This is a genomic window from Actinomycetospora endophytica, from assembly GCF_021026375.1.
GTDB classification, from domain to species: domain Bacteria; phylum Actinomycetota; class Actinomycetes; order Mycobacteriales; family Pseudonocardiaceae; genus Actinomycetospora; species Actinomycetospora endophytica.
Genome location: NZ_JAJNDB010000004.1, coordinates 410863 through 423720 on the forward strand (window position 1 = coordinate 410863; position 12858 = coordinate 423720).

A 12858-nucleotide genomic window follows, 5' to 3' on the forward strand; every position below is an offset into this window, starting at 1 on the left:
TTGATCATGACGAGGGCGGGCTCCCCGGGTCGCCGAGGCCGTTTGGTGCGGGCTGCCGGTGATCGTCAGGCGATCCACGGCGGCACGGTCGGCTCCCGTCCGGGTCCGCCGGCGACGTCCGCGCCCCGGCCGGTGACGATCGCGGTGAGTCCGCTCGCCGGATCGGCCGCGATCTGACGGGTGCGCCCGGCCGCGAGCACGAGGGTGTCCCCGACGGCGAGTTCGATCCGCTCGCCGTCGACGGTGACGGCGGCCGACCCGGTGAGCACCGTCCAGATCTGCTCGGCGTCCATCACGTGGACCGGCCCGGTGGCGCCGGGCGCCATCTCCACCTGCCAGAGCGCCTGGATGCTGCCGCCGAGGGCGGGTGAGGCGTAGGTCGTCATCGTCGCGTTCGGGGTCTCGACCCGACGGGCGTGATGGCGGCGGACCAGGGTCATGGCATCTCCTGCCGTTGGTCGTCAACGTGGTTGTCCAATAACATAAACCAGGTTGTCTATCGTGGCCAGGGTGAGCACACCGATGTCCGGGGCCGAGCTGGCGTTCCGTCTGTTCGGGGCCTTCCGGTCCCTGGTCGACGACCTCCACGACGAGCTCGCGCGACGTGGCCACCCCGCGGTCCGCCCGGCCCACGGATTCGCACTCCAGGCGATCGGGGCGCGGGGTGCGACCGCCACTGAGCTCGGGGTCCGGCTCGGGGTGTCGAAGCAGGCGGCGGGCAAGACGGTCGACGGGCTCGCAGCGCTGGGATACGTCGAGCGCACCGCCGACCCCACGGATGCACGCCGCAAGATCGTCGTCGTGACGCCGGCGGGCCGTGAGGTGCTCCGGCTGTCGGTGGAGATCTTCGAACGACTCCGGGCCGAGCGCGAGCGCGACGTCGGCGTCACGCGCATGCGCGAGATGGAGGCGGCGCTGCGCGGGCTCGACTCCGCAGGAGCCCCGCGGGTGGACGCCTCGGCGTGGCTGTCCAGCTGAGACCCGTTGCCCACGCGAAGCACCACAACTCCGCGAACGCGGCGTAGAGACTTGTCAAACTCCGTACTTGCGGTGAGAGTGGACCGTGACCGCCATCACGACCCGCAGGGGAGCGACCACGTGACCGCCATTGCCGACGCTCGCACCGAGCTCGACCGCACCAGGTTCTTCATCAACGGCGAGTGGGTCGAGCCGCGCGGCACGGAGACCCACCGGGCCGTTGAGGCCGCGACCGGGGAGCTCCTCGGCGAGGCGGCGCTCGGCACCGACGCCGACATCGACGCCGCCGTCCGCGCCGCCCGCTCCGCCCTGGACGAGGGCCCCTGGGGCCGGACCGCGGTCGCCGAGCGCGTGGACTTCATGCTCCGCTTCGCCGACGCGCTCGACGCCCGCGCCGAGAGCACCAGCCGCCTGGTCAGCCAGGAGAACGGCATGCCGATCACGCTGTCGTCGGCCTTCAACGGTGCCGCGCCCGCCGGGCTGCTGCGCATGTACGCCCAGGTCATCCAGAACACCGAGCTCGAGTCCGTGCGGCCCAGCACCGGCGTCGACGGCGCGACGATCGTCCGTCGGGAGCCCGTGGGTGTCGTCGGCGCCATCACGCCGTGGAACTACCCGCAGGCCCTGGCGATGTTCAAGCTCGCCCCGGCCCTCGCGGCCGGCTGCACCGTGGTGCTCAAGCCCTCGCCCGAGACCGCGCTCGACACCTACATCTTCGCCGACGTGGCCCGCGAGATCGGCCTGCCGCCCGGCGTCCTGAACATCGTCCTCGCCGGCCGCGAGGCGGGCGCGTCGCTCGTGTCCCACCCCGGCGTCGACAAGATCGCCTTCACCGGCTCCACCGCCGCCGGGCGCATCATCGGCGCCGAGTGCGGCCGCCTGATCCGCCGCTGCACCCTCGAGCTCGGCGGCAAGTCCGCGTCGATCTTCCTCGAGGACGGTGACCTCAACACGTTCCTCGCCGCGATGCCGACGTCGTCGTTCATGAACAACGCGCAGACCTGCACCACGGCCTCGCGCATCCTCGCGCCGCGCTCGCGCTACGACGAGGTCGTCGAGGCCGTCGCGCAGTTCTCCCGCGAGCAGGTCGTCGGCAACCCGCTCGACCCGGCCACCACCGTCGGGCCGATGGCGTCGCAGACCCACCTCAACCGGGTCCTCGGCTACATCGACGTGGGCCGCAACTCCTCGGCCCGCCTGGTCACCGGCGGCGGCCGCGGCGAGCACGACCGCGGCTGGTTCGTCGAGCCCACCGTCTTCGCCGACGTGGACAACAACGACCAGCTCGCCCGCGAGGAGGTGTTCGGACCGGTCTTCGCCGTCATCCCGTTCGACTCCGACGACGAGGCCGTGCGCATCGCCAACGACTCGAACTACGGACTGGGCGGCTCGGTGTACTCGGCCGACGAGGAGCGCGGGCTGAACGTGGCCCGTCGCATCCGCACCGGCACGATCGGCGTGAACCGCTACGACATCGACCTCGGGGCTCCCTTCGGCGGAATGAAGGACTCCGGGATCGGCCGTGAGCTCGGGCCCGAGGGGATCAACAACTACCTCGAGTACAAGTCGATCTACGCGCCGGCCAGCAAGCTCGGCTGACGCGCACATGCTGCACGCCGGGTCCGGATCTTGTGGCCGGGCCCGGCGAGCGGTGTGATCCAGGTCATGAACGAGTGGATCGCCGAGGTCGGCGCCGAGAACGCGGAACTGCTGGCCACGCGCAGCCGCACGGCCGTGCTCGCCTCCGAGTACCGCCCGAAGGACCTCGGCGACGGTCGCGTCTCCTACTCGAAGCGCGCGCTGGGCGCCGCCCGCGAGCTCTCCGAGGAGGAGGAGGGCGCGATCACCGAGGACGGTGACGGGCTGCGGGTCTGGGTCGGCGACGACGCGTTCGACCTCGACGAGGTCTGACCCTCAGGGCACCGCGACGGCCTCGTGCCGGGCGCGGAGCTCGCGCTTGAGCACCTTCCCGGCGCCGGAGATCGGGAGGGCCTCGACGAACTCCACGGTGCGCGGCGCCTTGTACCCGGCGATCCGGGCCTTCACGTGCGCCCGCAGCGTGTCGGCGTCGACCGAGGCGCCGACGGCGGGCACGACCACCGCGTGCACCCGCTCGCCCCACTCGTCGTCGGGAACCCCGATGACCGCGCACGACGCGACGGCGGGGTGCCCGGCCAAGGCGTTCTCGACCTCGGCCGAGTACACGTTCTCCCCGCCGCTGACGATCATGTCCTTGATGCGGTCGACGACGAACACGTAGCCCGCGTCGTCCATGTAGCCGCCGTCGCCGGTGTGCATCCAGCCGTCGCGCACCGCCGCCGCGGTCTCCTCGGGGCGGTTCCAGTAGCCGGCCATCACGTGCCCGCCCCGCGAGACGATCTCGCCGACCGTCCCGCGCGGCACCTCGCGGTCCTCCTCGTCGACGATCCGCACCTCCGCGTGAGGCGCGGACCGGCCGGCGGAGCGGCGCAGGCGCTCGACGTCGTGGTCGGCCGGCAGGAGCAGCGTGGTCACGGGGGAGAGCTCGGTCATCCCGTAGGCCTGGGTGAACGCGACGCCGGGCAGTCGCGCTGCCGCCCGGGCGAGCACGGCCTGCGAGATGGGCGAGGCGCCGTACACGAGGTTGCGCAGGCTGGAGACGTCCGCGTCGCGCGTGGTCGGGTCGTCGACCAGTATCTGGATCATCGTCGGGACGAGCACCGCGTCGGTCACCCGGTGCGCCTCGATCGCCCGGACCACCCCGAGGGGCGTGAACGACGGGACGATCACGTGGCTCCCGCCGAGCGCGTTGCGGGCGACCCACGGGGAGCAGCCGGCTATGTGGAACATCGGTGCGGCGTGCAGAGAGCGCCCGCCGGGGACCACGAAGGACCCGGCTGCAGCTGAGCCGACCGCCGAGGTCGTCAGGTTGGTGTGGGTGAGCACGACGCCCTTCGGCACCCCCGTGGTCCCGCCGGTGTAGAAGATGCCGAAGGGGTCGTCGCCGCCGCGCCCGGCGTCGGGGGCCGGGCGGCTCGCGGCGATCATCGCCTCGGCCGGGATCAGGCCCTCCACGGTCGGCCCCTCGCCCCAGTGCAGGACGTGGCGGAGTCCGGGCGCGTCGTCGCGGATCTCCGGCACCATCCCGACGAACGCGTCGTCGACGACCAGGATCTCCACCCCGGCGTCGGCCAGCGAGAACGCGATCTCGGCGGGGCTCCACCGCACGTTCACGGGCGTCACGACCCCGCCCGCCCACGGGACCGCGAGCAGGTACTCGTGATACCGGTCGGAGTTCAGCGCCAGCATCGCGACCCGCCCGCCCGCGGGCAGCCCGAGGTCCAGCAGGACCGCGGCGAGGCGCGCGACCCGGTCGTGGCTCTCCGCCCAGGTACGCACCCGGTCGCCGAAGATCGTGGCGGGCAGGTCGGGCGTCTCGCGGGCGGCGCGGTGGAGGCCCTGGGTGAGGTACATCGACGGCTCCTCGAACGACATGACGGCCGTCACATCGTCACCACCCGTCGTCCGGTTCGGGAGCCCCCGTCACCCGGTCGGCCCAGTGACCGCTCGGTGATCGACCCGTCGCGCATCGTTCAACGATCCGGCATGGGGACGTCAGGTCGGTAGGCTGATTCGCGTGACCGTCGCCGCCGACCCGGACCAGGCCGCCCGCGCCGCGCTGGAGGCGCTGTCGACCGCGCGGGTCGCGCAGACCTCGTCGACGGCCGAGCGGGTCGCCGACGCGTTGCGCGAGCAGGTCGTCGAGGGTCGGCTGCTGCCCGGGGTACGGCTGGGCGAGCAGTCGTTCTGCGACGCGATGCGGGTCTCGCGCAACACGCTGCGCGAGGCGTTCAGCCAGCTGGTCGCGGAGCGGATCCTGGTGCGCGAGGCCCACCGCGGGGTCTTCGTGACGACGCCGGGTGTCGCGGACGTGCACGACGTCTACCGGTCCCGACGCATCGTCGAACCCGCCGCGGTGCGCCACGGGGAGAACGCCCGCGACGAGGCCGCGGTCTCCCGGGTACGGGACGCCGTCGAGGAGGGCCGGGCCGCCGCCGGCCGCGAGGACTGGGCCGGCGTCGCCGACGCCAACCAGCACTTCCACCGTGCGCTGGTCGGGCTCGCCGGCAGCACCCGGCTCGACCAGCAGATGGACCTGCTGCTCGCCGAGATGCGGCTGACGTTCCACCGCATGGGCACCCACCGCGACTTCCACGAGCCCTACCTGGAGCGCAACGACGCCGTCGCGACCCTCGTCGAGCGCGGGGAGCTCGAGGAGGCCGCCCGGGAGGTCGCCGACTACCTCGCCGACGCCGAGACGCGGATCATCGCGTCGCTCAGTGGAGCACGGACCTGACCACCGCCGCGTGCTCGCGCAGCGTCTCCGCCGGGTCCTCGCCGGGCTGACGACCGAACCCGCAGTACATCGCGACCCCGAAGTCGTGGAGGTAGCGCGATGCGGTGACGTGCCGGCGGCGCAGCCCCTGCTCGCCGTCGAGCGGGAGCACGATCCCGAGGAAGACGCGGGTCCCGGGCACGTGCAGGCCGTCGAGCGGCGCGAAGAACGCCTCGTCCTCGCTGCGCAGGTAGCGGGGCCCGGCGAGGTGCAGCCAGTCCAACGGGCGGCCGGCGTGGGCACGGGCGTGGTTGGCCATCCGTACGAGCAGCCCCATGTCGCGCGCCTCGAACATCGGCCACTCCGGGAAGGTGCCGTAGCAGAGGTGCAGGCCGAGCAGGACCTCCTCGGGGATGTGCGGCGCCAGGCGCGACCACGGCCCGCCGAACCGGTCCCACGCGCCCGCGACGCCGCCCTCGGTCCAGCCGAGCACCTGCTCGAGGTCGAGCACCTCGTAGGCCATGTCGATCTGGATCGCGAGGTCGTTCGCCGGGACCGCCGCGAGCACCTGGTCGATCGAGCGCCGCGTCAGGTCCTCCAGCGCGGGCCCGACGATCTCCCAGTCCCGGGCGTAGTGGTCCTTGAAGGCGCCGCTGAACACGCTCGACGGGGCGGGGAAGTTCACCTGGAACCGCTGGTCGGCCGGGATCACCCCCTCGGAGCGCAGCCGGCGGAAGATCTCGTAGGACTCCAGCATCGGAGGGACGCGCGGCCAGGCGTCGAACCGCAGCGCGTCGACGCCGTCGTGCACGGTCAGCCGTGCGGTCTCGTAGGCGTGGCGCGCGCGGCCGGTGGGTGACGCCGTCGGCTCGAGCATCCGGATGTCGGGGTGCGGCTCGAGCAGCCGGGTCCGGTCGAAGCCGACCCACGCACCCAACGGGCCCGCCTCGCCGTCGGGAAGGGCCGGGACGAGGTCGGCGACGAGCCCGGCGCCGGCGCGCAGCCCCTCCTCGGCCGACGACGTCGGCAGGCTGCCGACCAGCAGCAGTTCGCTCGTCACCCGTCCGGTCACGCCGGCTCCCTCCGCTCGTGGGACCAGTTCTCGTCGAAACCGTTGCAGTGTGCTCCCCACGGCGATCTCCTGGCGCCGCGGTTGAACCGTTCGGCCGCGTGCTTCGTGTCCTCGGGCAGGAACCCGCCGACCAGAGGACGTGGCCATGACCCGCAGCACGCAGACGATCGAGCCCGGTGCCCGGAGCGGGAGCGCGGCCACCACCGCCCTGCGCGCGGTCCAGGTCCTCGCCGTGCTCTCGGTGCTCAACCTGGTGTGCCAGTACGTGACCGCGGGCCAGCTCCTGCCCCGGCCCGGTCACTCGGCGCTGAACCTGCACTCGACCGGCGCGATCGTGCTCCACGTCGTCACCGGACTGCTGACCCTCGCCGCGATCGCGTACGGCCGGGCGCACGGCGGCCCCTGGTGGCCGGCGGTCCTGGCCGCCGTCGTGTTCGTGCTGAGCTTCGTCCAGGCCTACTACGGCGACCACGGGGTCCTGGCCGTCCACGTGCCGGGAGCGCTCGTGCTGACCCTCGGGATCGTCTGGATCACCGCCTGGTCCTTCACGCGCGCCGTGGCACGCTCCCGGTGACGACGGCGGCCGGGGGCCACCGGGGATGAGGGACACCGTGGGGCGGGAGTCCGGCGACGCGGAGCTGATCCGCGTGCTGCACGAGCAGCACGGGGCGGCGCTGTGGGCCGTCGCGCTGCGCACCACCGCCGACCGCGGGCGCGCGCAGGACGCCGTCCAGGAGACCCTCCTGCGCGCCTGGCGCCACCCGGCCGCGCTCGACCCGAGCCGCGGCGACCCCCGTCCCTGGCTGCTGCGCACGCTGCGCAACGTGCTCATCGACGAGTGGCGGGCGCGCTCGGCCCGACCGGAACTGCTCTCCGACGACCCGGCGGGCGTCGGGTCCGGCACGACGTGGGGCGATCACACCGTCGGCGACCACGCGGACGCCGCGGTGCAGTCGTGGACGGTCGCCGCCGCCCTCGACCGGCTCTCGACGGAGCACCGCACGGTGCTGGTGGAGTGCTACTACCGGGGCCGTAGCGTCGGTGAGGCGGCCTCGGTGCTGAACATCCCGCCGGGCACGGTGAAGTCACGGGTGCACTACGCGCTGCGGGCCCTGCGCCTCGCGCTGGAGGAGATGGGGGTCGCGCCGTGAGCTGTCCCCACCGCTTCGACGTCGGCGTCTACGTCCTCGGCGCGCTCGACCCGGCCGAGCGGGACACCTTCGAGAACCACCTCGGCGACTGCTCGCCGTGCAGCCGGGAGCTGGCCGGGGTCGCGGGGCTGCCGGGCCTGCTCTCGCGCACCGACGCCCCGTACCACGGCGTCGACCCGGCGCCGCCGCCCGATCTCCTCGCCGGGACGGTGCGCCGCGTGCGTCGCCGCCGCCGGGTCGCCCTGCTCGCGGCCGCGGCCGCCGTCGTGGTCGCCCTCGCGACGGGTGCGGGGGTGACGGCGTGGACGACGGCGGGCGCGGCCGCGGGCCAGGACACGGTCGCCGCCGCCGCGCCGGCCCGGGAGATCGCGCTGCCCGCCGTCGCCGGCTCGGAATCGTCCGGCCTGGCCGGGCTCACGGCCCGCCCGTGGGGGACCCAGGTCGCGCTGACCTGCGTCTACGACGGCGCGCCACACCCGCCGGCGGACCCGGACGCGCCCCGCACCACCTACGTGCTGGTCGTGCGGGGCTCGGACGGGCGCGACGAGCAGATCGCCAGCTGGAGCCCGCCGCCCGGTCAGGACGTCAAGGTCGCCGCCTCGACCGACCTGCCGAGCGACCGGGTCTCGGGCCTCGAGGTCCGCACCGCCTCGGGCACCGTCGTCATGCGCTCGTAGGTGCCTGCGGCTCGTGAGCACTTTCGGTGGCTATGACACCAGCGCACTACGCACTCACAGGGCGATGGTGCCGTGACCAGCGAGGATGGCTAGGACCAGCCTCGCGCCACACCGAGGACGGACAGCCCTCGCCCTTCGGCTCGGAACCTGCGCCACGTCCGCAGTAGCCGTGTCATGGGGTGAGGGTCCCACCGGGGTCCGGATCGTGCTGCCACATGGCCGCGTCGACCTCCGTGGCGGTTGGCACCGGGACGCCTACGTGGCGGGCCAGTCGCTCGACGTTGGCGGCGACTCTCGCGAGGGAGCGGTCCAGCGCCCGCGTCTGCTCGCTCGGCGACATCTCGCGCCAATACGCCGGGATGGTCATGCCTGAGACGTTAGCGCCCGCGACGCGGTACCACATAATGCGTCAAGGGACACTGCGCCTTCCTCGCAGCTTCGCGCCGACCCACCGCGCGCCTCTGACCGCCCGCCGGGATAGCCGTTCCAGCGCAAAGGCGAGAGGCTTCTCGTACCACCGGAACGACATCCCGAAGATCGGCCGTAGAGTCCACTCCCACCATCGCCAAAGCACGTATCCCCGTACATCACGGCGAGCCGCCCGGCTTTGGGTGCTCGTGAGCTTCGCCGTCGTCGTGTCGCGAATCCACGATCTACCCGCGTAGTCAGCGAAGGCCACCCAGTGTCGTTCAAAGTCGACGTTCGGGTGTTCTGATAGATCGAATGCTAGAAACGCCTGTGTATCGGCTGGCATCGCGAGATCGACCAGCACGGGGAAGTCGTTTGGCGTGTCGTAGCTCATCGCCGAGCGGGTGTATGCGAGCTTCCCTGCCTTTTCACCCTCGCGTCCAGTGGCGCGAGTGTACGTGCGGCGCTCACGCCTCGTCATCGGACGACTCACGACTCGAAGCCCAAAGATCGGATATTCCGATCGGTTATGGACCCTGATAGTGGCCTTGCTCAGCACTCGCGGTCCTTCGGACCAGAGTGAGGAACCAGGAGTAACAGTGGAAGCCACCGTGGCATCAAGCCATGCGATCACTTTCTCAGCTTCGCTCCGCTGACTTTGACGTCGGTCACGAAGAATGATGTAGAACGCCATCGCCGTCGAGAAGCCCAGAAGAACGGCTGAAATGAACGGTGGGAGGACGGACTCCCAGCCTGGAGCTGAATTCATCTCATTGCTCCTTCGTCAGGCCCAGACCGATTCCTACCGCCCGGGGTCGCGGCGCCCCGTATCGCCAACGACGCGCGCGACCGTGTTCCGGTGGACCCCTGCGCGCCGCGCGATCTCGACATGGGACACGCCGACGGCGTCCGCGTCGCGCATCGCCTGCCGCAGGTCCTCGTCGGCGGCGTCGTAAGCGCCCCTCGCTTCATCACGTTTCCGGGCGGCAGCCTCTAGCGCCGTCCGGGCGTCGTCGCGGTCCACCACAGGACCATCGCACCTGCACTGTGCGTGGTCACTCTGGTGCTGTCTATGCATAGTGCACTGCGGTAGTGCACTGTCGCGGAGTGAGCCTCTTCCACCTCCACGCTCGCCTCTTCGAGGGCACGCTCGACGCACCCACGCGCAACGAACTCCAGAGCGCAGAGTCAGACGACCGCGATCACCTCGCTCGCCTCGCAGATGACCTGTCCACACGAGGCTTCTCCGTGTGGCTGTACGAACATGGGGCTCCCAAGACCGGGAACCGAGCCGGGGCATATCGAGTCGTCGCCGAGTGGAGGCCGGGCGGGGAGCGCGTCCGGTAGATCGACAAAATCCGCTCGCAGCCTGGCGCAAGCGAGATCTACGATCCGGCGGTGCTCCGACTGCTCATCGACACGTGCATATGGCTCGACATCGCGAAAAACCGCGAAGGACGGAAGGTGATCCACCCTCTCGCCTCGCTGGTCCTAAACGACATGATCGACCTGATCGTGCCGGGCGTTGTCCGCGAAGAGTTCCAACGCAACCGGCCTAGAGCAGAAGACGCCGTCAGCAAGCAGGTCCAAGACCGAGTCCGCGCGATTCGTCAAGACATCCGCGAACACGGCGGGGTAGCGGCGGGCGACTGGATCGACGAGCTCAACCATCAGGTCCCATTCCTTAGCGCTTCCGCCGTTCAGAATTTCGCCGAGATTGACGATCTATTATCAAAAGGGCGCCCCGTCGAGTTCTCGGAAGACGTCCGGAAGCAAGTCATCCACAGAGGGCTCGCTAAGCAAGCCCCGTTTCTGGAGAAGAACTCCACTGCCGACGCCCTCCTAATCGAATGCTTCGGAGAGGTGACCCGGCGAGAAGGGGGTGCGCAGGATGAGTTTCTTTTCGTAACAAGCAACTCGCGGGACTTCTCTGCGAGGGGTGGCGATCAACGAGTGCCTCACCCTGACATCGCTGAGTTTTTCAAGGAACCGAACGCCCACTACATCTACGGTGCAGAGACGCTGGCTACGACTCTTCGAGAGTTGATACCGGAGTACGAGGAGCTAGAGGCCGAGGCGGAGGCATTCGACGAGGAACCCCGAACTCTCGCGGACATCGTCGCCGCGGAAAACGAGCGATTCGACAAGATTTGGTACGTACGCTCGCTAATCGGTATCGAGAAGGAGGAGAGAGGCGAGGAGTCGCCGCCGCCGCCCGATATCGTAACCGGCAGGGACACCAACATGCGTCGCGTGATCGCGAAGTACGGCGCTGAGAACGTCGGTCCCTGGGATCATTGGCACTGGGGCTATATCCACGGCGAGCTATCAGCGCTTCGCTGGGTCCTCGGCGAAGACTGGGGATTCCTCGACACGTGAGGCGAGGAAGGCCACCGTTGGGTGTCTCCGTCTAGATGGCACAGTCGGCAGGATCTAAGCAAACGCCGCGCGACCCGGCCGCCGGTCTAGAAGGTCCCTCAGTCTGAGCGACCTTCTAGAACAGTCGCCCGAGAGCGCTACTGTAGAAGGTCGCGCCGACGGCGCGGACTTCTAAAAACCGCAGGTCACGGCACGCTCGGGACTCAGCTCCGCTACTCACAGTGCGCCGGCTCAACCGGCGGGTCCGTTGTCGTGGTCCGAGGTCAAACGTCTGTTGTCCAAGGTCCGCGCTAGAAGGTCCGTCCAACGGACGGACCTTCTACCTCGCCCCGCCCGACCGTCCCCAGACCCGTAGACCGCCATGAACACCCGCGACCTTCACGCCCGTGTACGCAACGAGGCACAGGACGCGCCGAGGGCCGAATGGGCGGGGCAGGGGGTCGGGTACCCGGAATTGCCATGGCGCGATCGGAATGGGGCCGGAGTGCCTTCCGACCTTCCGGAAGAATCGGGGTGAAGTCGATAGCGGGTGCCTCGTGAACGTGGCCGCGTAAAGCGAGGCACTCGCTATCGACGGAGCAGTCGAATGCGTATGTCTGCTTACGCGACGATTGCTGCTCGGGAATGCTACTTACTTGCTCGTCTTCGATGCCTTCGCATTCGACAGATGCGTTCCCGACGCAGGTGCGAGCACACCGACCGGGGTGGCGATAACGCCGCGATTGGTGATTGGCTTAGCCGTCGCGACGCCTAGACGCATGACTGCACGCATGACACGGCTGTCCTGCTGCCACGCTGAGAATGTGACTTGGCCGGTGCTCGGGTCGACAATGGTCGCGCTGTCCGACGAATCCACCGAAATGTCTTGGCGGACGCCGATGATGATTTTCGAGAAGTCACCGGCAACGCATTCCGCTTGCGTGTCGTCCCATCCGTTCGGGCAGTCAACCAGCGGCAGCCCGGCCACCGACATTCCGACCGGCTTACCATCGGCGATGGGGTTGACCTGGGCGAGAGTCGCGGAGGTATTCGCGGCCAGAGCGTCGAGCGTGAATCCCGGCCGGGTGACAATCTGCGTCGGCGACAGGCCGGTACGGGCGACAGTGGACGCCGTTTGAATGGCCTCCGAGAAGTACGACGCGGGGTCGCCGGACGCCGTAATCACCTGACCGGCATTCGTCGCCTCGGCGACAAGTCCGGGGGTAGACCACACCGACGGCCGGTCAATTCCGAAGAACACGGCTGCGTCGATTTTCTGCGCGAACGCCGCTGCGATCTGATCCTTAATCGAGCTGTAGATATCCCAGTCGGTATCCGCGACGATAGCGTCCGGAATGACGCAGAGCGTTGCCAGCTCGGCCATGACGATGTGTTCCGGCGTCCAGTCAGGCTTACTGACCGGCTTATACGCGGTGTCGCTATTCGCTAGCCAACCGGCGGTGACGGCGCTCGACAGGATCGGGACGACTTGATCCTGAGTGGTGACCGGGATTTTGGTTGCGTATTGCATTGCTACCGATTGCTCGGCGATGAGCCCGGTGATTTCTTGCGCAATCGGCTGGGGAAGATCGGCGCCGGTGTGTGCGCGCTGGGTGACGTCGGTAGGTGCCATTTAGAATGTCCCTTTAGGCGGGCACGCGGAACTAGGCCGCGTGCGTTACGCGGATTGATCTCACGTCGAATGCCGCCGCCGGGGCGCATTACCGTGCGCGGTCGAGCACTCCGATTCGGGCCGGAGCGGGCCCACCCGTGCAGTGGGTGTCGTCGACACCCACTGCTAGACGGCCGCCGCCAGGGGCGGCCTAGAAGCCCTCGTCGATGGTCGGCGGGGTCTTCTACTGGCCTGCCTCCGGGGCGGGCCGGTGTGCGGTCCACGGC

14 protein-coding genes are annotated in these 12858 nt (G+C 69.9%); 8 read left to right on the forward strand and 6 right to left on the reverse strand.

Annotated features, from left to right (window positions below; translation table 11 throughout):
• Nucleotides 1–65: 65 nt before the first annotated feature.
• Complete coding sequence (locus LQ327_RS20135) at nt 66–440, reverse strand: cupin domain-containing protein (protein WP_230737003.1); 375 nt, start codon at nt 438–440, stop codon at nt 66–68.
• A gap of 70 nt (nt 441–510) precedes the next feature.
• On the opposite strand from LQ327_RS20135, the gene LQ327_RS20140 reads away from it, so the two are divergent.
• The 3 genes from LQ327_RS20140 to LQ327_RS20150 all read left to right on the forward strand — a co-directional run bounded on the left by LQ327_RS20140 (nt 511) and on the right by LQ327_RS20150 (nt 2889).
• Complete coding sequence (locus LQ327_RS20140; protein WP_443611917.1) at nt 511–978, forward strand: MarR family winged helix-turn-helix transcriptional regulator; 468 nt, start codon at nt 511–513, stop codon at nt 976–978.
• Nucleotides 979–1098: 120 nt separating this feature from the next.
• Nucleotides 1099–2577, forward strand: coding sequence for an aldehyde dehydrogenase (locus LQ327_RS20145; protein ID WP_230737005.1), 1479 nt, complete (start codon nt 1099–1101; stop codon nt 2575–2577).
• 66 nt (nt 2578–2643) lie between these two features.
• Complete coding sequence (locus LQ327_RS20150) at nt 2644–2889, forward strand: hypothetical protein (protein ID WP_230737007.1); 246 nt, start codon at nt 2644–2646, stop codon at nt 2887–2889.
• A gap of 3 nt (nt 2890–2892) precedes the next feature.
• On the opposite strand, the gene LQ327_RS20155 is transcribed toward LQ327_RS20150, so the two are convergent.
• Nucleotides 2893–4452, reverse strand: a complete 1560-nt coding sequence (locus LQ327_RS20155; RefSeq protein ID WP_230737009.1) for an acyl-CoA synthetase — start codon at nt 4450–4452, stop codon at nt 2893–2895.
• A 142-nt stretch (nt 4453–4594) separates the two neighbouring features.
• Between LQ327_RS20155 and LQ327_RS20160 the strand changes: the two genes are divergently transcribed.
• Complete coding sequence (locus LQ327_RS20160) at nt 4595–5314, forward strand: GntR family transcriptional regulator (protein WP_230737010.1); 720 nt, start codon at nt 4595–4597, stop codon at nt 5312–5314.
• Here the strand turns inward: LQ327_RS20160 and LQ327_RS20165 are convergent.
• Nucleotides 5295–6365, reverse strand: a complete 1071-nt coding sequence (locus LQ327_RS20165) for a hypothetical protein (protein ID WP_230737012.1) — start codon at nt 6363–6365, stop codon at nt 5295–5297. The genes LQ327_RS20160 and LQ327_RS20165 overlap by 20 nt on opposite strands.
• Before the next feature lie 145 nt (nt 6366–6510).
• On the opposite strand from LQ327_RS20165, the gene LQ327_RS20170 reads away from it, so the two are divergent.
• Genes LQ327_RS20170 through LQ327_RS20180 form a run of 3 tightly spaced genes read left to right on the forward strand, consistent with a single transcriptional unit; the run spans nt 6511 to nt 8193 of the window.
• Nucleotides 6511–6939: a hypothetical protein gene (locus LQ327_RS20170; protein ID WP_230737014.1), complete on the forward strand. Its 429-nt coding sequence runs from the start codon at nt 6511–6513 to the stop codon at nt 6937–6939.
• Nucleotides 6940–6964: 25 nt separating this feature from the next.
• Complete coding sequence (locus LQ327_RS20175; protein WP_230737016.1) at nt 6965–7516, forward strand: sigma-70 family RNA polymerase sigma factor; 552 nt, start codon at nt 6965–6967, stop codon at nt 7514–7516.
• The gene (locus LQ327_RS20180) at nt 7513–8193 is read left to right on the forward strand and encodes an anti-sigma factor family protein (RefSeq protein WP_230737018.1); all 681 of its coding nucleotides are present in this window, start codon (nt 7513–7515) and stop codon (nt 8191–8193) included. The genes LQ327_RS20175 and LQ327_RS20180 overlap by 4 nt, the downstream gene beginning before the upstream one ends.
• A 172-nt stretch (nt 8194–8365) precedes the next feature.
• Here LQ327_RS20180 and LQ327_RS20185 read toward each other — a convergent pair whose 3' ends face one another.
• Both LQ327_RS20185 and LQ327_RS20190 read right to left on the reverse strand, forming a co-directional pair.
• Nucleotides 8366–8560: a hypothetical protein gene (locus LQ327_RS20185; protein ID WP_230737020.1), complete on the reverse strand. Its 195-nt coding sequence runs from the start codon at nt 8558–8560 to the stop codon at nt 8366–8368.
• An 843-nt stretch (nt 8561–9403) separates the two neighbouring features.
• Complete coding sequence (locus LQ327_RS20190; RefSeq protein WP_230737023.1) at nt 9404–9625, reverse strand: hypothetical protein; 222 nt, start codon at nt 9623–9625, stop codon at nt 9404–9406.
• A gap of 374 nt (nt 9626–9999) precedes the next feature.
• Between LQ327_RS20190 and LQ327_RS20195 the strand changes: the two genes are divergently transcribed.
• The gene (locus LQ327_RS20195; RefSeq protein WP_230737025.1) at nt 10000–10980 is read left to right on the forward strand and encodes a PIN domain-containing protein; all 981 of its coding nucleotides are present in this window, start codon (nt 10000–10002) and stop codon (nt 10978–10980) included.
• A gap of 631 nt (nt 10981–11611) precedes the next feature.
• Here the strand turns inward: LQ327_RS20195 and LQ327_RS20200 are convergent.
• Nucleotides 11612–12592, reverse strand: a complete 981-nt coding sequence (locus LQ327_RS20200) for a phage major capsid protein (protein ID WP_230737027.1) — start codon at nt 12590–12592, stop codon at nt 11612–11614.
• Between the last annotated feature and the right edge of the window lie 266 nt (nt 12593–12858).

Bases quoted from the DNA above. Each gene is read 5' to 3' on its own strand.
- LQ327_RS20135 (WP_230737003.1), bottom strand. From the start codon at position 440: ATGACCCTGGTCCGCCGCCATCACGCCCGTCGGGTCGAGACCCCGAAC.
- LQ327_RS20150 (WP_230737007.1), top strand. From the start codon at position 2,644: ATGAACGAGTGGATCGCCGAGGTCGGCGCCGAGAACGCGGAACTGCTG.
- LQ327_RS20155 (WP_230737009.1), bottom strand. From the start codon at position 4,452: ATGTCGTTCGAGGAGCCGTCGATGTACCTCACCCAGGGCCTCCACCGC.
- LQ327_RS20170 (WP_230737014.1), top strand. From the start codon at position 6,511: ATGACCCGCAGCACGCAGACGATCGAGCCCGGTGCCCGGAGCGGGAGC.
- LQ327_RS20175 (WP_230737016.1), top strand. From the start codon at position 6,965: ATGAGGGACACCGTGGGGCGGGAGTCCGGCGACGCGGAGCTGATCCGC.
- LQ327_RS20185 (WP_230737020.1), bottom strand. From the start codon at position 8,560: ATGACCATCCCGGCGTATTGGCGCGAGATGTCGCCGAGCGAGCAGACG.
- LQ327_RS20200 (WP_230737027.1), bottom strand. From the start codon at position 12,592: ATGGCACCTACCGACGTCACCCAGCGCGCACACACCGGCGCCGATCTT.